Genomic DNA, 25,004 nt, shown 5'->3' with positions numbered 1-25,004 from the left:
TGGAGACAATCAGGTCGCTTTTAAAATTTTTGTTCCATTGATGAATGAGCCTGGCCCGTCCGTTGTAAACATCCATTTTGGCGGCCATTTTTCCCGAATAAATGTTTTCAAAATAGCCATCCTGATGGCGGTATTGTCCGCCTATCTGGAAATCGGTTTTTTCTCCCAGGGGTTGGTTGATGGTCAGACCAAAATTCTGCCTTCCGTAGTTGCCAAATTCCATTTCTGCATTGATGCTTTTATTGTTTTCAGGACTTTGCGTGTACACGTGAATTAATCCACCCAGATTGTTTCGCCCGTACATGGTGCCTTGGGGGCCGCGTAAAACCTCCACCCGTTCAATATTGTAAAACTCAAAATCGAACGACGATTTGTCAAACTGGGGCACGTTGTCCACGTAAAGCCCTACCGCAGGGCTGTTGATTCTCGAGCCGATGCCTCTGATGTAGATGAGGGAGGTGAGTTTACTTCCATACGAGGGCATATATAAATTAGGGACTCTTGCGGTAAGGTCGGTGAGTCCGTTGACTTGTTCCTGCTCTATCTGGTCAATAGGAATAAGACTTGTAGAAATGGGAAGTTCCTGCAAGGGTCTGTGTTCCCGTGCACTTTTAATCACCACTTCGCCCAACTGAACGGTTGGAAAGCTCACGCTGTCAAGCGAAACTAAAATATTGTCTTCCTGATACGCTTTTTGCGCATTGCCTGTATGTGAAAGTAATAATAGAACCAAAAGAAAGAGAAGGGTAGGGTGAATTCTTTGTTTCGTCATTTTTGGGTGTTTTCTGTTCCAGTTTTTCCGAATGTGAAAATATGACAGGCTGTTTAATGCATGTTTTTAGGGTAAACGTTAGAATGCATCAATTCGTTCCTACTAAAAGGAAAATTGGTAATTTATTGTTTTACAGCCTTCTCGTGTGGTTGCATTTGTGTTATGCAGCGTTCAGATGAAGAGAGCCAGGGGGTGCCCGATTCGGAGTGTTCCCGGAAAGAAATGTGTAGAAAAATTTATCCAAACAGTGCGTTTGATTTCTTGAGCTTTTGGGAGATATCAGGGAAGCCAAAGCCCGTTTCTCCCGAATACTAAGATGGGTATCGCAATGACAATCCTTTTCACAGGTTTGATGTGATGTTTCTTTAAGGAATTGTGGAATGTTTGTGCAGGACACAAGATAATCGTGTTCCTGGGAGGTCTTATTTTCCCGGAACGTTGCTTCATCATGCGAGGGATTAAACAAAACAGCCGCCGCATAAAAAGCAATAATTAAAATATAAGGTAGATGTGTGGTAAAAAGTCCTATTTGGAACATAACAAATCCTTTTCTACGGTGGTCAAAGGTAAAAAAAAAGAAGAATTTACCGGAATTCAGGAGTTGTTATTTTCTGTGGGAGCAATTTGAAAGGAAAATGAAACACCAATGTTGAAAAGATTTCCATTTCACTTCAAAAGAGCGCGAAAAACGTGGCAATCGTTTTTTAAGAAATAAGTTTATTTGGATATCACTTAAAAATATATAAAATAAAAACAAGGGGTAGTATTGAGGGGGTTAAAGGCTAAAATAAGACAAAAAATACGTTTTCTAATAAAAAATCAAGGGGTGTAGTAATAAAAAAGCAACTAAAACTTTCAAAACCCCTATTTGAGATGTATATTTGCAGAGAATATTTTAGCAGGATATTTTAATAGCTAGGTTGAGCGAAATCGCTCAATTGGGAAATAGTTAACTAACCAGACTAAAAAAAAAATGAACTATGAGAAAACGCTTGATGATGTTGGCTGTCTTTTTGGGTGTTGGAGTCATTTCTGTTATGGCTGCCGAATCACCAGAGATTGATTCCGGTGCAACAGCATGGATGCTTACCTCCACAGCATTGGTATTATTGATGATTCCTGGATTGGCAATGTTTTATGGAGGCCTTGTCAGGTCAAAAAATGTTTTAGGCACCATGATGCACAGTTTTGCCGCCATGGGGGTTATGAGTGTTCTATGGGTGGCGGTGAGTTACAGCATGACTTTTGGAGAAAATGTTCTGGGCGGTTGGATAGGCTGGAACCCCGATTATCTTTTTCTGCAGGGAATCGACCAAACGATAATGGAGGGAGGAGTTCCTGAATATGTTTTTTCCATGTTTCAGGGGAAATTTGCCATTATCACTCCTGCATTACTGGCAGGTGCGGTAGCCGAAAGGATAAAATTTAAGAGTTATCTTCTTTTTATTACCCTTTGGGGATTGTTGGTATACAATCCATTGTGTCATTGGGTGTGGGCGCCCGACGGATTTTTGTTTAATCTGGGCGCCGACGGAGCGATAGATTTTGCTGGTGGAACGGTAGTACATATCTCTGCTGGTGTTAGTGGTTTGGTCGCAGCATTGTATCTGGGAGCCCGAAGAGGTTATCCGCAACGGCAAATGCGACCGAATAATTTGGTGATTACATTGATAGGCGCCGGCTTGCTTTGGGTGGGCTGGTTTGGATTTAACGCAGGAAGTAGTGTGTCAAGTGGACTTACAACGGCCCAGGCCCTGACTGCCACACAGGTAGCTGCTGCGGCAGGTGCGCTGATGTGGATGGTCGTCGAGTTGACCCACCAGGGAAAAGCTACCGCGTTGGGGTTTGCCAGTGGTATTTTAGCGGGTCTGGTTGCCGTAACCCCTGCCGCCGGTGTGGTACAGCCAGCCGGAGCTCTCATTTTGGGAGCGGTGGCTTCCCTGGTTTGTTACTTTGCCATTATGCTGAAAGATAAACTGGGCTATGATGATAGTCTCGATGCTTTTGGTGTGCATGGTGTTGGTGGTATTGTAGGAGCTTTATTGCTGGTCTTTTTTATCCGGAACGAGTGGATGGCTAATGCCTCAGAGGCCATTGGCGGCATCTGGACAGTCTGGGATCAGTTTGTCGTTCAGTTGGCTGCAGTAGGAATAGCCATTGTTTATGCTTTGGTTGTAACCATTGTTTTGTTGTGGCTTGTTCAAAAAACGGTTGGTCTGAAATCTACTCCTGAGGAAGAGATGCAGGGGCTGGATCCTTCTTATCATGGTGAAAGAGGTTATGGAATGTTGAACCCCAATTAGGGTTTGTCTATAAAGTTGCAAAAGAATGTCACAATATGTGTCTCGTTAGAAAGTGCCAGTGGCGAGGCTTGTGAAGCCCCAAAAAACGGAATTTACTTGAGTAAATGAGTATTTTGGCGGCAAGCGTAACGAAGCAAGTGGTATTTAATAGACAGACATTAATTAAAAATAATAAGGAATATGAAATTAATCACAGCAATCATACGCGAACCCCAACTGGATCAGGTGCGGGAATCGCTTATCGCATCGGGAATTACACGTATCACGGTTAGTCGTGTATCCGGTCATGGGGCACAACGAAAGGAAGAGATTTATCGTGGAAAAAGGATTGTTCCTAATCTGATTCCAAAAATACGGATAGATATTGCCGTAAATGAGGCGTTTGTTGACCCCACCATCGATGCCATTGTTGAAGCTGCAAGGTCGCATGATGGAATGGATGGCGAAATTGGGGACGGGAAAATATTTGTTACTCCTCTGGAGCAGGTGGTACGTATTCGTACCGGTGAACGGGGTGGGGCAGCCATCTGATGTTAATAATTGAAAGGAAAACGGGGCTTCATTTCGGTATGAAACTCCGTTTTTTTTCAACCCTCAATTCAGAACCCAGGACCCATAAACTTTTCTCATCGCAGCTCCGCAGCTCTTTTTGTTCCTTTGCTTTTTTGCTACCATTCTGTCACCACTCCGCGGTTTATGCTACTCTGATTCATATGTGAACTCAGAACCCAGAATCAAAAACCCATTTCTCTGTGGCACACGCTCTGCCCTATGCCTCAAAAAGTCCCCTTATTCCACCCCCAGAAACTTCGCGGGGCGTCCGAAAATTCAATATAAATGCGTGAGGCATCTATGCCCAGCTCTTTTTCCACCAGTGTGGGGATTTCCTGAGCCAGCAGTCCTGCCTGCTCGTTCGAGAGTCCGATGCTTTTGATTTCGAGAAAAGCAGTATCTTCATCCGTGCCACCAAATGTCATTGGGGTAGATTGACCAAATTGGGTCATAACAAATTTTTCAGGTTTTTGAAGCGTTTCAGCGACCTGTGCCGAGGCTGCTTTCAGAAATGTTGTTTGTGCGGTAATGTCAATAGCTTTGTTGGTACTGATTTTTAGAAATGGCATAATTTCAAGTTTTTATTGTTTTTCTCAAATCCTGATAAACCGGGATGATTTCCATCCCTTTTTTGTCGAAAAATTTGCGGGTAGAATCAAAATCCCGGGTAAAGCCCAAAATGAATCCTCCACCTCCGGAACCACAAAGTTTTAAAAAATATTCCTGCGAATCAATGCCTTCATTCCATAATTTGTGAATGGATTTTGGTACCATCGGCGTTAAATAGGTCTTTTGTAAAATGGAAAGCTCTTTCAGGTTTTGATAGAATTCCGATTGGTCATTATTAATCAGATTTGTGATGCATGAATTATTCAGCGGGGTAAGCTGATTATCGGTAAATTCCCGAAATTCGGGGTTTTCTTTGTAATTGTTCATAAAATGTTCCACCAGGGGAGCTGTTTTTCCCGGCTTTCCACTATTGATGAGAAAAATGGCATCTGTTCGTTTTTCATCGTACCGGGGAAGTCCCACCGGTTCAATGTGATCCAGGTCTTTTAGCAGCAATGGATGCTTAAAGTAACAAATAAGTGGGTCTATTCCTGAACTGGTACCGTGAAACCATGATTCCAGTTGAGAAAGCTGCTCTTTTAGCTGGCGTATTTCCCCCGAAGACATATTGTCCCTGTTGGAAAAGGAGTGGGTTACATATTTTTGAAAAAATGCTGACACCAGCGCCCCACTGCTGCCCAGTCCGTAGCCCTCGGGAATAGTAGATTCAAAATAGAGTCCGTTATCCAAATCTTCTTTGAGCTGGTCGGTATTGAAATCGCTGAGTATGGAATTGTTGTTGACCAGGGTCTGCAGATAATACCAAAAATCATAAAGATGCTGGTTGCTACGCTGCGCAAAAGCTAAATCTGTGTAACTGTCTCTGTTGGGAAAGGCCAGTTGCCCGTTGAAATGGGCATAAGGAATGGTCAATCCCATGGACCCTTTGATAATGGTATATTCACCAAAGAGCATTATTTTGGAATAAAATATCTCGCCTGCTTCGTTCTGCATCGTTGTCAATCTTTATGAATTTATGATTTTTTGTGGTCCTTTACCTACAAAATCTCTGATAATACGGCCTTCTTCACATAAAGGTTTTAGTTGTCGTTCCTGCCACTCTTTAACCTTTTCCGAAAATTCATGCGGATACAATAAGTGGATGTTGGGGCCGGCATCCATGGTAAAGCAAACGGGTATGTCATTTGTTTTGCGGAATTCCCGGATTTTTTCAATTAATATCAATGAATTGGGCTGCAGCAGGGTATAGGAGGGGCTGCTGCTCATCATGAGCGCATGAAGGGAGAGTGCTTCGGATTCTGCAAGTTCAATGAATGCGTCCAGATTCCCTGTTTCCAGATGTTTTAAAAGATTGAGTGCGTTTGTGTGTGCCTGATTAATTCTTCCATCCCGGAAAGGATGATTGTTCATGAGCGCATGGCCGGCTGAACTGCTTACCGGTTTGGTGGTGCTGTTAACAATCAGGATGTCATCGTGAAAGGTTTGAAATACAGGAGCCACGGAAACTGGTGCCGGAATGGCATAGTGGTCCGAACTCTCAGGAATTTCCGACAGTCGTCCCCAAAGATTCCAGCCACCGAAAACCGACCTGGCGGCACTGCCTGAGCCCAAACGGGCCAAAGATGAGACTTCCGAAATATTCAGGGGGTGTTTCCTGTTGGTTTGTTGTTGTAAATCGGCCAGACAAAAAGCCAAAGCGCTCATGGAACTGGCCGAAGAGGCAATGCCTGTGCTATGTGGAAAGGTATTGCTGCTTTCAATCTTCAGAAAGTGATTCTTTATTATGGGAAGGCGCCCTTGTACCAATTCCAGAAACTTCTTGATTTTTGTGTCGAAGCCAGTGGTTTCCTTCCCATCAAGCAGAAATAAAAAACCTCCTTCTTCCCGGGGACTTATAGTGATTTTTGTGGTTGTCCTGGCCGCAGACAATGAAAAGCTTATGGAGGGATTGACAGGTTCCTGCACTTCTCTTTTCCCCCAGTATTTTACAATAGCTATGTTAGACGGGGTTTGCCAGGTGGTTGTCAATTCGTTACTATATTGCATGTTTTGTGTCTAATTTTATGTCTCCAAGGTTAAACAATACGTTCAGTCCTTTTGTTTGAAAATATCTTTTTGTTTCGCTGTCTGATGCTTGCGACAAGGCAAGGATGAAATCTCCACCCCAGGCTCCCAGCGATTTAATCTGCCCCGGGAAATCATTAAAAAGCCTTTTCCTGACGGGTTCTTGTCCGATGAATTTTCCTGTCAGGGATTCATGTTCAGCCATTAACTGCAGGAAGTTATGTTCTGATGTTTCCCACGTCATTTGCTCTGATATCTCTGAAATTCTCCGAAGCAGCGGGGTAGTAACTTTATTTTTCCGAATGTGTGTCTTTATGGCATCGGCCGAACTTTGTTTACGGTTAAGGTAAACGACCCATAGCTTATCAGCAAATGGTGGGTTGAAAACCGTAGGCTCCGATTTAGGCTGCTTGTTGTTTAGAGAGAAGAAAAGTGGCGATTGAGCTGTGGCACAGGCAATATCGTATCCTGAGCCACCAAAAGTTTTCTCCAGGAGTTTATATGGGTCAATATTCAGCCATCGTGCCACATTGCAGATAAAGGTTGAGCTGCTCCCCCAGCCCCAGTTAGGGTGAAATTCCAGATGGGTACGAACTTTGAGTCCTGCGAAATCAATGGGTTTTTTTGCCAGACGTCCTGCTTCTGTAAGTATTTCCTGTAGCTTTACGGCTTTGGTGTTATCAGAAGTATTCAATATTTCCAATTGATCATTGAATTGTGCTTCAAACCAATCTCCCTTCGGGTGTGTTGCCTTCCAAAGGAAATCCGCTCCCGGGTGTTGACTTACGTCCATGGTTTGCCCGCTTCTTAACGGAACAGCCAGGGCTTTGGCACCGTAGAGTACCAGATATTCGCCTGAGAGGAGCAGTTTTCCGTTGGCATGAAGTTTTATGGAGGTTTGGTTTTCTTTGTGCATGTTATCTTGATGGGGTTTCTGATGTTTTCTTGCAAATACTAATTAAAATGCTTTAAACAGATGTTGGCCCCTTTCGAGGACCTGAAATAGGATGTTGTCCAAATTCCCGGGCTGCACCCGGGGTAATTTGAATTGGCCCCTTCAAGGGAGCTGAAAAATAACTTGACCATCTCTGTCTCTGAAAGGGCCAGCAACCTTTATTCTTCCCGTCTTAAAAACTTCTTCACCCCTAATGCCGAAACCGTCCTATTCTTAAAATACCCCATTGCTGCTTCCTTTTCTTCCGAAGTTGCATTGAGCGAATTCAGCAAATTAGACAAATGCAGTTTCATGTGTCCTTTTTGGATTCCGGTAGTAACTAATGAAGCCACTGCTGAAAAATTATTGGCCAGTCCTGCAGCGGCTGCAATACCCATCAATTGTGGGGCGGAGGGATTTCCTAATAGCTCAAGAGACAGAGCGGCCATCGGATGAAGTCTTGTCAGTCCTCCTACTGTGCCCAATGCAAGCGGAAGAGTGACTTCCATTTTAAAAGTGCTATTTTCGGTTATTTCACAACGGGAAAGTGACCGGTAAAAGCCGTCTTTTGCTGCCCAGGCATGACCTGCAGCTTCCACGGCTCTGAAATCATTTCCTGTGGCAATTACCACAGCATCGATGCCATTGAAAATCCCTTTGTTGTGGGTTACAGCCCTTGAGGTGTCGGCAAGAGCGATGTCAGTGGCCTGTTTCAATTTTTGGGCGAATTCCACCGGTTTCATGCCTGCACTGATTACTTCTAAAGCATCTATGGGACATTCAACGGTGGACGTAGCCAGGCATTCCGTTGTGAAGTTGGAGAGTATGGCCATGATAATTTGGGTGTTGCCATATTGCTTAAAATCCTGATTCGTATTGAAAAACTTCAGCAGTGGTTCTTTCATCTCTTCCAGGCAGGAGTTGATGAAGTTGGCACCCATGCTATCGACTGTTTCAAAATTAACCTGCAACTGAAATATGCCGTATTGACCTTTTAAAGGAATAACTTCCATGGAACGGATACCACCTCCACGCATCTCCATATTTGTAGTTAAGGGTGCTACGGCTTCTCGGAGCATTTCTTCCAGTCCTGTGGGCATGTCGCTGAAAAAGCTCTTTGGCCCGTTCCATTTAAACCAGATTTGGCCTTTTTTTAGGGTGTTGTGAATGGTGGTTTTAAAACCTCCGTTATCTGCCCAAAAAGAAGCTGCCCGACTTGAAGCTGCCACCACCGAACTTTCCTCCACCACCATGGGGACCACATACATCTTGTTGTCGATGAGAAAGTTTGGGGCTACGCCAAAGGGGAGGTAGAAATTGGAGAGGGTATTTTCTGCGAAATCATCGAATAGCTCCTGCCGGGTAGGGTGCCTATAGGTCTCCAGAATTTCGCAGAAATGCTTCGGAAAATGAAAATGTTTGCTTAAAACCTCTATCTTTTCGTCTCTCGTTAGTTTGGAAAATCCTTTGATGATTTGGTTCATGGATACTGGTTGTCATAAAATTAAATGAGCAATAAAATGGCTTTCGTCATTTTTAGACAAAAAAATAATTGCGTAGCAATTAATAATTCTTATCAATTCCTTTGTTTTAAGAGTGTCAGGTATTTATTATTTGGATGCATCAGAGCTTTAATAAATCGGGCGCATAAAGTTTTGCGCGATCCCCAGCGCTTTTTCAAGTTGTTTTACAAAACTTTGCAATGTTGCATAATCGTCCATGGCATGCTTCAGAAAAGTGGAGCCCATCCCAAAAACGGACTTTAACTTACTCTGTTGTGTCAGGTGCCAGCCATCGGGAACATTCGTGATTCCACCCGAAATAATGAGTTGCTGGCAGGTGGTTGGATGTTTTGCTGCAATTTCGTTGACAAAAGCGGTCATTTCGGCTGCTGTATGACCAATTCTGCCATAAGCATCAAACTGAGATGAGGGCCCTTTTGAAACCCTGTTTAATTCGAGCCGTGTAAAATTAGTTCCTCCCAATGCACCAAACTCAATGGCTTCCAGGGATAAAGCCAATAGCCTTTCAAGACTGGCAGGGCCCATTCCTTGTCCCACTTCCTTCACAATCACACGCAGATTGGTCTTTGACAGAAAAGCTTCAATGGTCTCAACTGGTGGTACCAACAGGCTATCTCCTTCGGGTTGAAATGCTTCCTGAAGCGGGTTGACATGTATTATCAATCCGGTTGCTTTTAACTTGTAAACCAGGGTTTCGGCTTTTTCTTCTTCGCCTGCCGCCACCAGCTTTTCAATCTGGGCTATGCCCAGATTGGCATAGAGTGGGGCTGTATTTCCCATATATTTGCGCACATCAAAATCGGAGAAATATTCATCACTGTCGAGCAGGGCCCGGCAGGATCCCAGGCCCATACCCATACCAAACTCTCCGCATGACGTAGCAAGGTTACGGTTGATGGTTCCGGCTCTTTGTGTGCCTCCGGTCATGCTGCTTACCCATATAGGAAGTTTTAGGGTTTTTCCGGCAAACTCAAATTCGTCGAAATGCCCGTTGTGATGTGCTGCCAGCATAGGTTCATAATGAAACCGTCTGTCAGCGTCTGCCGGCTCCGTCCTGGATGAGAAAGCCAAATCTATGTGGTCTTTTTTTCTGTCTGTCATTTTTATGAGTTGTGGTGTTTTGGGTTTCGTGTTTTTGTTTTTTGGGTTCTGAGTTTAAACTCCGAACTCTGAACTCCGAACTCACTTAATTCCCAAATGCCGGGCAATTACAAATCTAAGTATTTCCGATGTTCCTTCGCCAATCTGTAAAATTCGCTGATCACGATAGAATCGTTCTATTGGATTGTCTTTAAAAAGTCCGGCACCGCCAAAAATCTGTATGGCTTCATCGGCAATTTCACGGGCAATTTCAGAACTGTAGAGTTTGGCAATCGCAGCCTCCCGGGCAAAGGGTTTTCCCTGTTCTTTCAGCAAACAGCCTTTGTAGAGTGTGTTTCGAGCCAGTTCCAGCTTCATATCCATATCGGCAAGTTTAAAACTGATGCTCTGAAATTTGGAGATGGGTTGACCAAACTGTTCTCTTTTGTTGGCATGTTCCAGCGCCATTTCAAACGCCCCTTGGGCCAGGCCAACACCCATAGCGGCTATGGATAAACGACCAGCGTCTAGTGTTTTCAGCATGTAGCGGGCTCCCTGACCTTCTTTGCCCAATGTGCTGGAAAGAGGTACACGGCAGTTATCCAGGTAGATGCGGCCCGTATCTGAAGCCCTCCACATCATTTTACCGGTCATCCTTTCTGATGTGAATCCGGGGGTGTCTTTTTCCACAAGTATCGTGGTTAGTTTTTCTTTACCGGTCTCGTCGGCTGTCATCACCTGAAGCGTAGCACCCAGGGTTAGCTCATTTGCTGAGTTGGTAATGTAACGTTTGCTTCCGTTGATGACCCACTCCTCATTTTCTTTTACGGCACGGGTTTTTGTGCCTTTGGCGTCGGAACCTGCTGTTTCTTCTGAAAGCCCAAACGCCCACAAATGGTCCCCGGTAATGAGTTTTGGGAGGTATTTTTCTTTCTGTTCTTTGGTTCCATATTCAAAGATGGGGGTGATGCCCAAACTGTTATGCGCTGCAATAGTGCCTGCCTGTGAGGCATCCACCCTCGATAGTTCTTCAATGGCAATAATATAGGAGAGGGTATCAAGACCTTGTCCGCCATACTCTCCGGGCAGGGTGATGCCAAACAAGCCGGCTTGCCCCATCTTTCTGGTGAGTTCAGCAGAAAAGAGTTCCTCTCTGTCTAGTCTTTCTGCCTCGGGTTTTATAACCGCTTCAGCAAATTCACGCACTTTTTGCCTGTAGGCTTCGTGTGCTTCGGTCGTAATTATCATTATGGTTGATGTTTTATGGTTCAATCTTTTCTGTTAAATTGATGTGGTTTAATCTCTAACCGCTTAAAAGCTATTGTTATTTCGTTCCGGAAATATTCTCCTGGTGTGTGTTTTCCGGTTGATGAATTTTAATTCGTGCAAGTAGTTGTCCTGCTTTAACCTGTTCGTTAATCTTCACCAGAATTTCTTCAATGGTTCCGTCTGTATTTGCTGACAGAGTGTTTTCCATCTTCATGGCTTCAAGAATAACAACCGCCGACCCTTTGCGGATATCAGTCCCGGGTGTACCCTTAATTGATGTGATTTTTCCCGGAATGGGAGCTACGATATCTGCATCGTTGAGGTTTTTTTTTGCAACAGACTGAAAGCTTTCCTGCAGAAGAAAACCTGGTTTCAAACGATAGGTGTATCCTCCGGTGCCCAGCATCAGTTCCCCGTTTGCCAAATAATGCCAGGAAATGTGATGGTCGTGACTTCTGAACTCAAACGTCATGTGATTGTCAGCGAAACTAATTACCTTGAGGAAATCCATTTCCTGTTTGTTGAGTTTCCATTTTATGGTTTTTCTGATTATTCTTGTAATAGACAGGAGGTATTTTTCTTCATTGAAATCAACCGTGTGATTTCCGTTCCATCGAAGGTGTCCCAATCCGGAAAAGAGGTTTTTAGTTGATGGTTTCCGGTAAAAGGAAACCCAAACCAGATAGGCAGCAAGGAGCAAGTTGGTCTTTTCACTGCCGTTGTGGTGGATGGCCTGCCTCAGCGCATCGCGGTAAACTGAAGTAAATTGGGTGGTGGTATCTCCTGAAATAAAAGCATTCGTTTTCAAAACTTCACGCAGATAGGGCAGGTTGGTGGTAACTCCCAGAATGGTTGTTTGTTGAAGGGATGCAGTCAGTTTTTTAATGGCCATCTCACGTGTATGTCCCCATGAAGTGATTTTTGCCAGCATGGGGTCGAAATGGGATTGTATTTCGGTAGGACTGTCAAAAAAAGTATCTGTGCGGGCAATTCGATTCTCCGGCCACTTAATGAAATTAATGTCACCGGGCTCCGGGCTAAAATCATTCAAGGCATTTTCAGCATAGAGGCGTGTTTCCACTGCATGTCCATTCATAAAAAGGTTGTCCTGTGTGAAGGACAGGGGGAGGCCCATGGCAACTTTTATTTGTTCCTCCACCAGGTCCAGACCGGTAATGGCCTCGGTGACGGGATGTTCCACCTGAAGACGGGTGTTCATTTCCAGGAAATAATGATTGCCGGAATCATCTACTAAAAACTCAACCGTCCCGGCATTATAGTAATTGATTTCCTTGCAAAGTTTTAACGCATCAGAGGTAAGTCTTTCTCTCAGTTCCGCATTTACAAATGGGGAGGGGGCTTCCTCAATTATTTTCTGGTACCGGCGCTGTATGGAGCATTCACGCTCAAATAGATGAACGGTATTGCCATGCTGGTCACCGAAAACCTGAACCTCAATGTGTCTTGGGTTTTCCAGGTATTCTTCGACGAATACCGTTTTGTTGCCAAAATAGCTTAAAGCTTCTCTGGCAGCATCATTTAAAAAAGTTTTGAGTTCAACACTGTTTTTGGCAATTTTCATTCCTTTTCCACCCCCTCCGGCGGCTGCTTTTATCAGCAAAGGGAAGGAGAGATGCTGGTGCTTTTCCAAAATTTCTTCAGGAGAGCCGGAAATCGCTTTGGTCATCCGGAGGCCGGCTTTTTCGGCTGTTTTCCTAGCTTCCAGTTTGTTGCCCATTTGAGCTATCAACTTGGCAGACGGGCCTATCCAAACGAGTCCTTCATCCTGAACTTTGGCAGCAAAACCTGCATCTTCTGATAAGAATCCATAACCGGGATGGACGGCATCCGCACCATATTCTTTGGCAATATGTATTAGTTTTTCAGGATTGAGATAAGTTTCCGACAGATTTGAACTTTCAAATAGGAAAATCTCGTCGGCACGTTGGGCGGGGAGTGAGCGGGCCTCTTCACGCGTAACAGGGAATATGGTTGCAATGCCCATTTTGTGTGCAGTGGAGATGATGCGCAGGGCAATCTCTCCGCGGTTTGCTATTAATATTTTATGAATGTTATTATGAGCCATTTTAGTTATTCCATGATGGTTTTCGTTTCTCAAAAAAAGCATTGACTCCCTCTTGTCCTTCATCCGATATTCTTGCCTTTGCAATTTTTGTTGAACAATATTGGGTTAATTCTTCGTCAATTGGAACAAATTGTCGGTCTATTCTGTTCAGAAGATTCTTCGTTTCTTTTGTTGCCTGCGGACTGTTTCGTGCTATTTGGTTAGCAATTTCCCGGGTTTTTGGGATTATTTTGTCCTGTGGGAAAAGGTACTGAACCAATCCACTTCCGAGGGCATTGGTACCGGAAAAAGGAAGTCCTGAAAGAAGGGCAGATCTGGCAAAGGAACTTCCTGTTTTGCGCATTATCCAAGGGGCAACGGTGGCCGGAATCAGGCCGATAGATGTTTCAGAAAACCTGAAAGTGGCATCGGGAGTGGTAGTAACAATATCAGCACAGGCAAGTAACCCAATTGCACCCCCGTAGGCTCCTCCCTCCACGCAGGCTATTATGGGTTTGGGGTAATCCGAAAAAGCGCGGAATAGTTTGTTGAAAAGTTCTGCATCTTCCAGATTTTGGGCTTCATTCTGCTCCCGGGCCTCCTTCATCCATCCCAAATCGGCACCTGCAGAGAAAAACCGGTTCTTTCCTGAAATTAACAACACTCTGAATTGATTGCTCTCTGCCGTACTGTTCAGGTAATCAATTAATTGCTCAATCATCTCTTTGTTGAAGGCATTTCTTTTTTCGGGCCTGCTCAATTCAAGGTAACAGACATTCTGAGCGAATTTCTTTGTTAAATAAATCATAGTAGTTAAGTATGCAGTTTGGTTACATTCTGAAAATTCCATATTTGGGTTTGGGAATTTTGGTTCCGGCGGCTGATTGAATTGCCAGTCCCAACATATCTCTGGTGTCTACAGGGTCAATTATGCCGTCATCCCATAGGCGACTGGTGCTGTACCGGGGGGACCCTTCTGTTTCGTATTTGTGGTTGATCTCGTCCTCTATGGTTTGCAGCTCTGTTTCACTGACCTCTTTTCCTTTTATCCGGGCTTGATCTATCTTGAGGGTTTTTAATACTCCGGCGGCCTGTTGGGCGCCCATTACCGAAATACGGGCATTGGGCCACATAAACAGAAAACGCGGGCTGTAAGCACGGCCGCCCATGGCATAATTGCCGGCCCCGTATGACCCTCCGATAATAACAGTGAAAAACGGGACTACCGAATTGGCTAGTGCATGAACCATTTTTGCTCCGTTTTTGGCAATACCCCCCTGTTCATACTCTTTCCCTACCATGAACCCGGTAATGTTTTGAAGAAATACCATCGGGATTTTACGATGATTGCACAGTTCTATGAAGTGCGTGCCTTTTAAAGCAGACTCGGAGAAAAGCACCCCGTTGTTGGCCAGAACGCCAACAGTGAATCCATGAATGGTAGCGAATCCAGTAACCAATGTGCTTCCATAATCGGGCTTAAACTCATGAAAACGACTGCCATCAGTAATACGGGCAATGACTTCTCTTACATCTGGGAACGGGGCTTTTCCTGTGGGAATCAGTCCGTAGAGTTCTTCTGACGGGTAAAAAGGTTCTTCGTAATCGTTTTTACGCTCCAGGTAATTTGGTTTTTCAGGCCCAAATGCTTCCAATATATCCCGACAAATTGCTAAAGCATGTTCGTCATTTTCGGCCAGGTAGTCTGCCACACCGCTGATGCTGGTGTGAACCAAGCCACCGCCCAGTTCCTCTGCCGAAACTTCTTCTCCGGTGGCTGCCTTTACCAGTGGGGGGCCGGCCAGAAAAATTGTACCCTGGTTTTTTACGATGATGGTTTCGTCACTCATCGCAGGTATGTAAGCTCCGCCAGCTGTACAGGAACCCATGACAATGGATATTTGGGGGATTCCTTCCGCCGACAGCCGGGCCTGATTGAAAAATATTCTTCCAAAATCGTCCCTGTCCGGGAAAACTTCTGCTTGTTGGGGCAAAAAAATGCCTCCCGAATCGACCAGATAGATACAGGGCAGGTGGTTTTTTCCTGCAATTTCCTGAGCCCTGAGGTGTTTCTTGATGGTTTCTTTCACATAGGTTCCACCTTTTACGGTGGCGTCGTTGGCAACAATCATTACCTGTCGGCCATGAATAGTGCCTATGCCCGTAACAATACCAGCTGCAGGAAATTCATCGTTGTATTGACCAATGGCTGCAAGTGGCGATAGTTCCAGAAATGCCGTGTGGGGGTCAAGTAGTTTTTCTATTCGTTCGCGAACCAGCAATTTGCCTCTTGAGGTATGCTTTTCTTGCATTTTGGAAGAGCCGCCGGAAGCGGCCTTTTCCAGGTTTTCACGTAAAGAGAGTGCTATTGCTTTATTTTTGGATAAATTTTGGCGAAAGGTGTTGGTGTCGTTTTGTAGTTCAGTCTTAAGTAATTGCATCAGGTTATGATTTGCTGAGTTTTTTGTTTGCTTTTAATTTTATGCTCTCCACTCACGGGAATTATTTTAATGGCATGAGATTTTATTAACCCGGAAGATACTGAATTGTTTTTTGTTCCTTCTATTTCTTTGTTTCCGGTTTTATTAAAATGATGATTTTTGTGATGAATGAGTGTGGTGTTAAAACGGATATTGTTGTCAAAACAGAGAAGGTGGAAATATTTTTCGCTTCCGCAGCACTATAGATTTCACTCATTGCTTGCAGTATTAAGTGCGATACTATATTTTTGGTAATATGAAACGAGAGTGATCTCACAATCAATAGTCTGTTTTCTAAAGTCTAAGTACCGCGACGCGATGACTCAAAGTTTTAATTGTGAATGAGTTGGAATTAATTCTTTTTGTTTTAGGGGCCACCGTATCAGGCACTTGTCAAGAAATATCGAAGTTTTAACTAAAGAATATTTCTATAAAATTCTATACCAATGAAAAAATACAAATTTCTTTTTCTGTTGTTGTTTTCCGCGTACTTTTTATCCGGATGTTTTCTTTCCGGGAAGGATCCTCAGAAAGATGGTAATGATAAGGAAAAATCAATTACACCTGAGGTCGTTCAGGTGGTGCTGAATGCGCCTGACGATAGTGTTATTTTTGAGAAATTCTTCCATGATATTGACTCGGATAAACTAAAGAGCGAGGAATTATCAGACATCATTATTAAGGTTGCTTTGTACTTTGAAGAAACCCCTTATGTTGCCAATACTCTCGACATTTCTGATGAGGAAAAACTGGTGATTAATTTTCGTGAGTTTGACTGCACCACTTTTGTTGAAAATGTTTTGGGCTTGTCCTTTATGATAAAAAACGGCGATTCGAGTATTTCTGATTTTATTGAATATCTGAGATCTTTGCGGTACAGGGATGAAGTAATTTCCGGATATCCATCGCGGCTTCATTATTTCACCGATTGGTTGTATCACAATGAACGAAAAGGCATTGTGGAGATTGTGAGTAATGATTTGGGCAACAAAGATTTTGATGCTTCTGTTTATTTTATGTCTGAAAATCCCGAGAAATATCCGGTTCTTTCCCGAAATCCTGTCTTTGTGAAAGATATGTCTGCAATTGAAAATGAAATTTCAGGGTATGATTTTAAATATGTTTCCAGTGATTACATTTCAGAAATAACTGATTCTGTTAAGAACGGTGATATTATTGCCTTTACTACGAATATAGGAGGATTGGATGTCGCACATTTGGGGTTCGCCTATTTCACCAATGCAGAACTTCATTTTATTCATGCCTCCACCAATGGTAACAGAGTTCGGATTTCGGAACAGACAATGGAAGAGTACGTTTCCGGGAAAAGTCATATTAATGGTGTTTTAATCGCTCGTCCCAAAGAAGATTATTCTTTAAGCAAAAATTGATAATGTTAAAAGAACGGTTGGACTTGCATTAATGATTCTTTTCAAATGGCCTTTCTCTTTGAATTGATGCTTCTTGGTCTCCCGAATCGTTTAATGTTGTGGTGGCTGTATTTTCGGTAGTGCCCAAAATTCAGTCCTTAACAACATGCTCCCCAAAGCGCCCTTAGGCCTTGCCATTTCGAAAGTAATGAAGCAATCTCTTTCTTAAATCAGACGCCTGTGAATTAATTTATCCGCATATTTTGTGTTTTTTCACACAGTCTTAGCTGTTTTTTTTGCAGATAAAAAAAAACTTTCTAAATTTGACCAGATGGTTAAAACAGATGGTTAAAACAAATGGTCAACAAGAAAACAACTGAAAATCAAGATGCAGAAGCATTAATTTTACAGGCTGCCCGGGAAGTTTTTGTGCACAAAGGGTACGATGGAGCCAGAATGCAGGAGATTGCTGATGAAGCAGGAATTAATAAAGCTTTATTGCACTATCATTTTCGAAGCAAAGAGAAACTCTTCGATAAGATATTTTTGGAGGCTTTTAATAATTTCTGGCCCTCTATCCAGACTGAACTGCAACAGGGAAACGGGAGTGTGAAAAGTCTGATTAAAGCTGCTGTCAATGCCTATACCGATATGTTGATGCAAATGCCTTATCTGCCTGCATTTGTTATTGGGGAGATTAATCGTTCTCCGGATCGCATTGAAGAGTTGATGCTGGCAACGGGAATTAATCCGGAATTGATTATTAAAGTTATTGAAAATGGAATTGAAAGTGGTGAGATAATTCCCATAGAGCCGCGTTCATTAGTTATCAATATTGTGGGGCTGTCTTTATTTCCCTTCATTTCCAGACCGTTGCTGTCGCGCATGTTTTTTAAGTCTGATGAAGAATTCATGACCTTTCTGGAAAACCGTAGGATCAATTTATATGAATTTATTTGCAGAAGTGTGTTAACTGAGTATCAGGCCTGATGCATCACTATGCTTTTGAACCTTTTGTATATAGTTGAAACGAGCATGATATTTTTAAGCATAAATATCACAAAATAATTGAGCGTGGAACTTTAAAATTCAAACCTGTGACAACAGGTTATGTATAAAAGAATCGCGAGTTCTTTTCGACCAATAACTTAGACAAATTTTATACGGATGAATCGTTAACTCAAAATTGTATATGATGTTTTTGTTAAGAAAGTTCTGTACTTATTCCAACGGTGGAGGAGAGAGAAGCCGCAAGGGTTACCGATGTTCCGGCGTTTGCAAGAGCTATGGGTTTATAATAATTCCGCTCATTAGTATGTTGCTTTATTCCTTTTCCGCCAATGTTTCTGCTCAAAATCTGACGTTGTTTGATTGTCTGGATAAGGCAGAACAGAATTTTCCTTTGCTCAAAGGCAAGGAGGTTTTGTTGAGTTCATCAGATTTGAATATTCAAAACCTAAAAAATAAATGGTTGCCCCGAATGGAAGCCACCGGACAGTCTTCCTGGCAAAGTGATGTCCCTTCGGTGAATATGGACGTTCAGGTGCCCGGGTTTTCTGTCCCGCAAGCTCCTAAAGACCAGTATAAGGTTGCCATTGATGTTAGTCAGATCCTCTACGATGGGGGAAAAACGCGTAAAAGGATTGATGTTGAACAAATTGCCGGCAACATAGAGACTCAGAGTATTGAGGTGCAAATGCTTGATGTCTCTAAAAGAGTCGCTGAATTGTTTTTCAGTATTTTAATGCTGGAGGAGCAGAAGCAACAAATCAGTCATAAGCTAAAAGTTTTGGAAAGTCGCATTTCCGAGTTAGATGCACTGCTGGCAAATGGAGCAGTTTCTGAGAGTGCCACAAAGAAACTTGAAGCCGAGTATTTCGAGGTTCAGCAGCAGTTGATTTCTGTTGAAACAAGCGAAGAAACATTACTGGCTAATCTTGCATCGTTTTTGGGAGAGCTGGTTAAGAGTGCTTCGGGTTTGATAAAGCCTTCTGCCGGCGAATTGTTGATTCCTGAACCACGTCCCGAATATTCATTGTTCGCACTTCAGAAAAAACGACTGGAGCAAATGACCGAATTGCAGCAACGAAATCGCTGGCCTGTACTTGCTGCTTTTGGGCAGGGAGGATATGGAAATCCCGGTTACAATATGCTGAAGGATGAATTTGATACCTTTTATATGATGGGACTAAGGTTGAAATGGACGCCATGGGACTGGAACGAAACAAAACGGGCTAAAAAAGTTATGGAAAACCAAATGCGCCTTGTGGATATAGAGGAGGAGACGTTCAGGGTTAATCAGTACCGGGCAGTAAATCAATTGGATGGGGAGTTGTCGCGTTTCCAACAACTGATTGAACTGGACAGGAAAATTGTTGAACTGCGCCAAGGGATTGAAGAAAATAGTGCCCTCCTTCTTAAAAACGGCAGTATTACAACTTCTGAATATCTTGACGACCTGGATTTGCACATCAGTGCGCTAATTAATAAGGATTTGCATCAGCTGGGGTATTTGCAGGGTATGACCATGAAATTTCTGAGCGGAGATAAACAAACCATAGAGTAACGACCTAATCTTAATTTGATATGAATCCAAAAAAAAATCAATTTCCGAAAAGGCTTATTTTTATTTTCTTTTCGACCGTATTGGTCCCCTTTTCCTTTTTTTCCTGCAATGGAAATAACTCCTTATCTGACGCCTACGGGAATTTTGAGGCTGAGGAAGTGGTGGTCAGTTCACGTGCCAACGGAACCCTGGTTCAACTGAACATTGAGGAGGGTGATGTGCTGGAGAAAGAGGTAAATGTGGGATTGGTGGATACGGTCTTGCCCCGGCTTGAACTGGAGCAGTTGTATGCTTCCGCAAAGGGTGTAACTGCTCGTATGACTCAGCTTCAGAGAAGTGTTGATGTACAGGATGAACGACTTGCGGTTCTGAAAAAGGAGTATGACCGAGTCAGCAATTTGCATGAGCAAAATGCTATTTCTACGCAACAATACGATGAGGTGGCAGGGCAATACAATGTGGCATTGCGGGAATTGGAACAGGTCAAATCGCAAAGGCTGGTTCTTCAGGCAGAAAAGATGATGACAGAATCCCGGATTGATGCTGCCAAAGAGCAACTGATTCGTTGCCGTATCAATACACCTGTGTCGGGGACTGTTCTTGAAAAGTATGCCGAGCAGGGCGAATTTACTACTAGCGGCAAGCCTTTGTTTAAGATGGCGGAAATGGAGGAACTTATTTTGCGCGTGTATGTGTCCGGAAGTCAGCTTGATGATGTGACGATTGGTCAGGAGGTGACCGTAGTGTATGATAAGGATGCCGATAGTGAACATCAGACTAATGGCATCATTTCGTGGGTGGCTTCCTCTGCTGAGTTTACTCCAAAAATTATTCAGACTAAAGAGGAGCGCGTGGATTTGGTATACGCTGTTAAAGTAAGAGTCCCCAATGCTGAGGGAAAAATGAAAATTGGAATGCCGGGAGAAGTGATTTTTTAACCTGGGACTATGATTTAATCGTTCGTTAAATTTTTGCTATAGAGCTCTACAGCAAATTCTTCGTGCTTCAAACATCACTCAGGTTAAAAGGCTGTCAAATATTTAATAGATGTAATGTTTACATGAGAATCGACCCCCAACGCGGGTTATACCAGTTATGTGTATTTGTTTGTTTTTCTCATGTTTTTCCGATTATGATCTTTTGAAAGTATTTAATAGGTACGCATTATTATGATGAATCAATATGTAAAAGGTTGGCCGATGGCAGGAGGCTCTGTCATTGAGAGGGGCATGCCTGAAGCAATCTCTAATGACAAAAACGCTGCTTTAAGCTAAGGTGAATACAATTTCTAACAATCTATTTATGATTGATGTCGATTCCTTATCAAAAAAATATGGACAGGTTCCTGCACTCTGTGACCTGAGTTTTAAGGTTCGAAAGGGCGAGTTGTTTGGGGTGATTGGTCCCGATGGAGCCGGTAAAAGTACTTTGTTCAGGATTATTCTCTCGCTGTTGCTTCCTGATTCGGGCAAAGTCCGGGTGATGGGGCTTGACCCGGTGAAGGATTACAAGTCAATACGAAAAATAGTGGGGTATATGCCCGGCAAATTTTCGTTGTATGAAGATCTGTCAGTGGAAGAGAACCTGAATTTTTTTGCCTCTGTTTTCGGAACTTCCATTGAGGAAAATTATCATCTGATAAAAGATATTTATCAACAGATTGAGCCTTTCCGGAAACGTCCTGCAGGAAAGCTCTCCGGAGGTATGAAACAGAAACTTGCACTATCCTGTGCCCTCATTCATAAGCCCGAACTACTGGTGCTCGATGAACCTACTACTGGGGTTGATGCGGTTTCCAGAAGTGAATTCTGGGCCATGCTCCATCAGTTAAAAGAGTTTGGGATTACCATTATTGTTTCAACCCCATACATGGATGAAGCTTCCCGGTGCGACAGGGTGGCACTTATGCAGAAAGGAAAGATCCTTGAAGTGGCTACTCCAGGGGAGATTGTGAATGGCTTTCAGAAAACTTTGTTTGGTGTTTCCATTGGAAATATGTATCGCCTTATTTTGGATTGCCGCGATTTTGAAATGGTTGAGACGGTATTCCCTTTTGGGGAAGAATTACATTTGACTTTTAAAGGTGGGGGCGACCACAGCGAAGAGTTGCGTGAGTTCTTGAAGAGTCGTGGCCGTGATGAGGTTAGCATACGGGTCATCCAACCTGGAATTGAAGACCGGTTTATGGCTTTGATGGGAACTTCATAGCCAGGCACAGCACAGCCAGAACCAAACAAGTAAAAGAAAATCAAATGAGAATTTACTGGATAGGCAAATTGCTTCGCAATTACTTTTATTGTCCACAAATTACACGAATTTATGCCCTGCGGGCGAGTGTTGCTACTCAAGACTTTTTTAAGAACTGCTTACAGTTCTATATAATACGTAAAATTCGCGTAATTCGTGGACATCAAAAAAAATGGCGTAGCCATTTTAGAAATATTTTGTTAAATAAAACAAGAACATTTGGAATAAGACAAATAAGGGAAATAGAATTTCGTGTTCAGTAATTATTAACAATAGGTTTAAAAAATGGAAGCATCAACTCACGTCATTAACGTTCGGGACCTGGTTAAGAAATTTGGAGATTTCACGGCCAATGACCAGTTGAATTTTCATGTGGAAAAAGGAGAGATTTTTGGTTTTTTAGGAGCCAACGGTGCTGGTAAAACCACTGCCATAAAGATATTATGTGGTTTGTCTTTGCCCACCTCCGGGTTGGTGGAAGTAGCTGGTTACAATGTGAAAACGCATCCCGAAAAGGTAAAAAAAAGCATCGGCTACATGAGTCAGAAATTCTCTCTTTACGACGATTTGACGGTGTTTGAGAATATTCGGTTGTTTGGTACTATTTATGGTTTGTCGACTCCCGAAATAAAGAAGCGTTCCGATGAAATGCTTTCCCGGCTTGGAATTACGAAACAGCGCAACAGATTGTTGAGTACACTTTCATTGGGGTGGAAGCAAAAACTCGCTTTTTCGGTTGCCGTGCTGCATCGGCCTAAAATTGTTTTTCTTGATGAACCAACCAGCGGGGTGGACCCTATAACCCGCCGGCAATTCTGGGAGTTGATATATCAGTCAGCCAATGAGGGGATTACAGTGTTTGTTACGACTCATTATCTGGATGAGGCAGAATATTGTAACCGTGTAACCATTATGGTGGATGGAAAAATAACTGCTCTGGATACTCCTTCAGCACTAAAGGCTCAGCTGGAGTGTGATACCATGAACGATGTGTTTTTAAAATTAACCCGACCAAACTGATTGATTGTGAAGCAACTTTGGAGTTTTATCAGAAAAGAGGCCATGCATATTTTCCGGGATAAAAGGACGCTTGTCGTCTTGTTTGTCATGCCCCTGGCCCAGATCCTTATATTTGGATATGTCATCTCCACAGAGATCAAAGATGCCCGGATTGGAGTTCTCGATAACGCCAGGGATTATTCTAGTCGTCAGGTTATCGACCGTCTGGTTTCTTCAGGGTATTTCATGGTTCAGGATTATTATTCGGGTCGTGAGCAGATGGAAAATGCACTGCGCCGGGGAGACATTCAGATGGCTGTGGTTTTTGCTCCTGATTTCGGAAGCAGTATGGAAAGACCGGATGGGGCACAGGTGCAGTTTATTGCAGATGCTTCAGATGCCAATACTGCCAGAATTTTGGTCAACTATGCAGAGGGCATTGTAGCGGGTTACGAAATTGAATCCACAGACGTGACAAACAGACGGAAGAAGCCGCTGGTAGTGGAAGCCAGGATGTTTTACAATCCATCATTGAGGGGGGTTTTTATGTCTGTTCCTGGAATTATGGCCATGATTCTAATTTTGGTTTCAGCTATGATGACCTCCATTTCTATCACCCGCGAAAAGGAATATGGCTCCATGGAAGTATTGCTGATATCTCCTTTGCAACCATGGCAGATAATTCTGGGGAAGGTAGCACCTTATGTAATTTTATCATTGGTTAATGCATTCTCAATTTTGGCCATTGGTGTATTTGTCTTTCATGTGCCCATGTCCGGTAGCTACCTGTTGCTCACTTTTGTGAGTCTTCTATATATCCTTCTTGCTCTTTCACTGGGAATATTTATTTCAACTGTGGCGCCCAATCAGATGGTAGCCATGTTTATCTCCCTTTTTGCACTGATGTTGCCAACCATTTTGTTGTCAGGATTTATTTATCCCATCGAAAATATGCCCGTGTGGCTACAATGGTTCAGTCATCTTATGCCACCCCGCTATTACATTTCAGCACTTAAGGATATCATGTTCAAAGGTGCAGGATTGTTTGTGGTCTGGAAAGAAGTCCTCATAATGACCGGCTTCTTGGTGGCTTTTTTGTTTTTAAGTATCCGGAATTTTAAGGTCAGGCTTGAATGAATAACCGCGGGTGGCAACCCGTGGTAGCCAGAACAAATGAATCGGGTCCCGAATGGAGGCCAGCTTTTAATGCATTGAATTATTGATTGTGTAACAGTTTGGGCGATTCTTTCTATGAAACAAACATAATTGATGTTTTGGGATTTAACCTGACAATGGTGGTTGTTAATTGACCTAATGAGTGTCGTATAAAGAAATATATATTTTTTTTTAATCAAGACGTTGAAAATAACGATGAGTTTGGCAATAAAGATGCTTTTTAAACTGGGCTCGGGCTCCTTAATAAAATTAAAACAATGAGAATTCTATTTGCCCTTTTACAAAAAGAGTTTATTCAAATAAAAAGGAATAAAACCATCCTTAGGCTTATTATTGTTCTTCCGGTGGTGCAATTATTGATTCTGGTCAATGCAGCTACGCTGGAGATGAGAAATCTTCAGATTGCCGTTTATGATAACGATCATTCAGCACTCAGTAGCCGGCTGGTCAGTGAGTTAGATGCTTCCCCGTTTTTTGAGATGGCTTCTTCGCCGTCAAATGTTGAATCGGGCATCAAACAGATAGAGGAGGGGACAACTGATTTTTTACTGGTTATTGCCGATGGTTTTGAAGAAGGTGCGATGGAAGGACAAACTTCCAGGGTGCAGTTACTGGCCAATGCCATCAATTCACAGCAGGCTCAGCTGGGGTATGCCTATTTTCAACAGGTTGCACATCGGTCAATGAAAAATTTTTCCGTAGAATTGACGGGGGTTGCACCCGAGTCAAAAATATCCACAACATCCGCTTTTTGGTATAATCCCGAACTCAATTACAAATTATTTATGGTTCCCGGAATTTTGGTGGTTCTCGTGTCTGTGGTTGGAATGTTTCTGACGTCCATGAATCTGGTTCGGGAAAAAGAGATGGGAACCATTGAGCAGATGAATGTTACCCCGGTCAGAAAATCGACTTTTATCGTTGCCAAATTGTTACCTTTTCTCATTATTGGGTTGTTTGAACTGGGTTTGGGACTTATAATCGGAAGACTTGTTTATGATGTGCCCATTGAAGGCAGTCTATGGCTGATTTTC

At 43.0% G+C, this 25,004-nt stretch carries 21 protein-coding genes; 10 read left to right on the top strand and 11 right to left on the bottom strand.

Going from position 1 to position 25,004, the window contains the following annotated elements; translation table 11 throughout:
* The coding region (locus tag QZZ43_RS14990; protein WP_291861134.1) for a TonB-dependent receptor at window positions 1–772 on the bottom strand (772 nt) is incomplete at its 3' end.
* 980 nt (window positions 773–1,752) lie between these two features.
* On the opposite strand from QZZ43_RS14990, the gene QZZ43_RS14985 reads away from it, so the two are divergent.
* Window positions 1,753–3,075: an ammonium transporter gene (locus tag QZZ43_RS14985; RefSeq protein WP_291861133.1), complete on the top strand. Its 1,323-nt coding sequence runs from the start codon at window positions 1,753–1,755 to the stop codon at window positions 3,073–3,075.
* Window positions 3,076–3,255: 180 nt separating this feature from the next.
* Window positions 3,256–3,606 (top strand): P-II family nitrogen regulator, encoded by a 351-nt coding sequence (locus QZZ43_RS14980; RefSeq protein ID WP_291861131.1) that lies wholly within the window; start codon window positions 3,256–3,258, stop codon window positions 3,604–3,606.
* 245 nt (window positions 3,607–3,851) lie between these two features.
* Here QZZ43_RS14980 and QZZ43_RS14975 read toward each other — a convergent pair whose 3' ends face one another.
* The 10 genes from QZZ43_RS14975 to QZZ43_RS14930 form a co-directional block, all read right to left on the bottom strand.
* Entirely contained in the window at window positions 3,852–4,196 is a 345-nt protein-coding gene (locus tag QZZ43_RS14975) for a phenylpyruvate tautomerase MIF-related protein (RefSeq protein ID WP_291861129.1), read from the bottom strand.
* Between the two features lie 4 nt (window positions 4,197–4,200).
* Window positions 4,201–5,190: a mevalonate kinase gene (locus QZZ43_RS14970; RefSeq protein ID WP_291861127.1), complete on the bottom strand. Its 990-nt coding sequence runs from the start codon at window positions 5,188–5,190 to the stop codon at window positions 4,201–4,203.
* A 12-nt stretch (window positions 5,191–5,202) separates the two neighbouring features.
* Entirely contained in the window at window positions 5,203–6,243 is a 1,041-nt protein-coding gene (gene mvaD / locus QZZ43_RS14965) for a diphosphomevalonate decarboxylase (protein WP_291861124.1), read from the bottom strand.
* On the bottom strand, window positions 6,233–7,177 hold the full coding sequence (locus QZZ43_RS14960) for a GYDIA family GHMP kinase (protein ID WP_291861120.1): 945 nt from the start codon (window positions 7,175–7,177) through the stop codon (window positions 6,233–6,235). The genes mvaD and QZZ43_RS14960 overlap by 11 nt, the downstream gene beginning before the upstream one ends.
* 197 nt (window positions 7,178–7,374) lie before the next feature.
* Entirely contained in the window at window positions 7,375–8,679 is a 1,305-nt protein-coding gene (locus QZZ43_RS14955; protein ID WP_291861117.1) for a hydroxymethylglutaryl-CoA reductase, read from the bottom strand.
* Between the two features lie 147 nt (window positions 8,680–8,826).
* Window positions 8,827–9,819, bottom strand: coding sequence for an isopentenyl-diphosphate delta-isomerase (locus tag QZZ43_RS14950; protein WP_291861114.1), 993 nt, complete (start codon window positions 9,817–9,819; stop codon window positions 8,827–8,829).
* An 81-nt stretch (window positions 9,820–9,900) separates the two neighbouring features.
* Window positions 9,901–11,046: an acyl-CoA dehydrogenase family protein gene (locus QZZ43_RS14945; protein WP_291861111.1), complete on the bottom strand. Its 1,146-nt coding sequence runs from the start codon at window positions 11,044–11,046 to the stop codon at window positions 9,901–9,903.
* Between the two features lie 76 nt (window positions 11,047–11,122).
* The gene (locus QZZ43_RS14940; RefSeq protein ID WP_291861107.1) at window positions 11,123–13,195 is read right to left on the bottom strand and encodes a biotin carboxylase N-terminal domain-containing protein; all 2,073 of its coding nucleotides are present in this window, start codon (window positions 13,193–13,195) and stop codon (window positions 11,123–11,125) included.
* A complete protein-coding gene (locus QZZ43_RS14935) occupies window positions 13,155–13,940 on the bottom strand; it encodes an enoyl-CoA hydratase-related protein (protein ID WP_291861103.1) in 786 nt (261 codons plus the stop codon). The genes QZZ43_RS14940 and QZZ43_RS14935 overlap by 41 nt, the downstream gene beginning before the upstream one ends.
* A gap of 22 nt (window positions 13,941–13,962) precedes the next feature.
* Window positions 13,963–15,573 (bottom strand): carboxyl transferase domain-containing protein, encoded by a 1,611-nt coding sequence (locus QZZ43_RS14930; RefSeq protein ID WP_291861100.1) that lies wholly within the window; start codon window positions 15,571–15,573, stop codon window positions 13,963–13,965.
* A 485-nt stretch (window positions 15,574–16,058) separates the two neighbouring features.
* Between QZZ43_RS14930 and QZZ43_RS14925 the strand changes: the two genes are divergently transcribed.
* From QZZ43_RS14925 to QZZ43_RS14890, 8 genes are all read left to right on the top strand, one after another.
* Window positions 16,059–17,003 (top strand): N-acetylmuramoyl-L-alanine amidase-like domain-containing protein, encoded by a 945-nt coding sequence (locus tag QZZ43_RS14925; protein WP_291861098.1) that lies wholly within the window; start codon window positions 16,059–16,061, stop codon window positions 17,001–17,003.
* A gap of 336 nt (window positions 17,004–17,339) precedes the next feature.
* Window positions 17,340–17,972: a TetR/AcrR family transcriptional regulator gene (locus QZZ43_RS14920; protein ID WP_291861095.1), complete on the top strand. Its 633-nt coding sequence runs from the start codon at window positions 17,340–17,342 to the stop codon at window positions 17,970–17,972.
* Between the two features lie 205 nt (window positions 17,973–18,177).
* Window positions 18,178–19,548 (top strand): TolC family protein, encoded by a 1,371-nt coding sequence (locus tag QZZ43_RS14915; protein WP_291861092.1) that lies wholly within the window; start codon window positions 18,178–18,180, stop codon window positions 19,546–19,548.
* A 20-nt stretch (window positions 19,549–19,568) separates the two neighbouring features.
* A complete protein-coding gene (locus tag QZZ43_RS14910; RefSeq protein ID WP_291861089.1) occupies window positions 19,569–20,486 on the top strand; it encodes an HlyD family efflux transporter periplasmic adaptor subunit in 918 nt (305 codons plus the stop codon).
* 364 nt (window positions 20,487–20,850) lie between these two features.
* The gene (locus QZZ43_RS14905; protein ID WP_291861086.1) at window positions 20,851–21,756 is read left to right on the top strand and encodes an ABC transporter ATP-binding protein; all 906 of its coding nucleotides are present in this window, start codon (window positions 20,851–20,853) and stop codon (window positions 21,754–21,756) included.
* 324 nt (window positions 21,757–22,080) lie between these two features.
* Entirely contained in the window at window positions 22,081–22,815 is a 735-nt protein-coding gene (locus tag QZZ43_RS14900) for an ABC transporter ATP-binding protein (protein WP_291861083.1), read from the top strand.
* A gap of 6 nt (window positions 22,816–22,821) precedes the next feature.
* The gene (locus tag QZZ43_RS14895) at window positions 22,822–23,931 is read left to right on the top strand and encodes an ABC transporter permease (RefSeq protein ID WP_291861080.1); all 1,110 of its coding nucleotides are present in this window, start codon (window positions 22,822–22,824) and stop codon (window positions 23,929–23,931) included.
* A gap of 296 nt (window positions 23,932–24,227) precedes the next feature.
* Window positions 24,228–25,004: ABC transporter permease (locus tag QZZ43_RS14890; protein WP_291861078.1), on the top strand; the 777-nt coding region annotated here is incomplete at its 3' end.

Origin of the sequence: Marinilabilia sp., assembly GCF_016278715.1 — a bacterium.
Lineage (GTDB): Bacteria > Bacteroidota > Bacteroidia > Bacteroidales > Marinilabiliaceae > Marinilabilia.
This window is presented reverse-complemented; position numbering and strand designations above follow the sequence as displayed.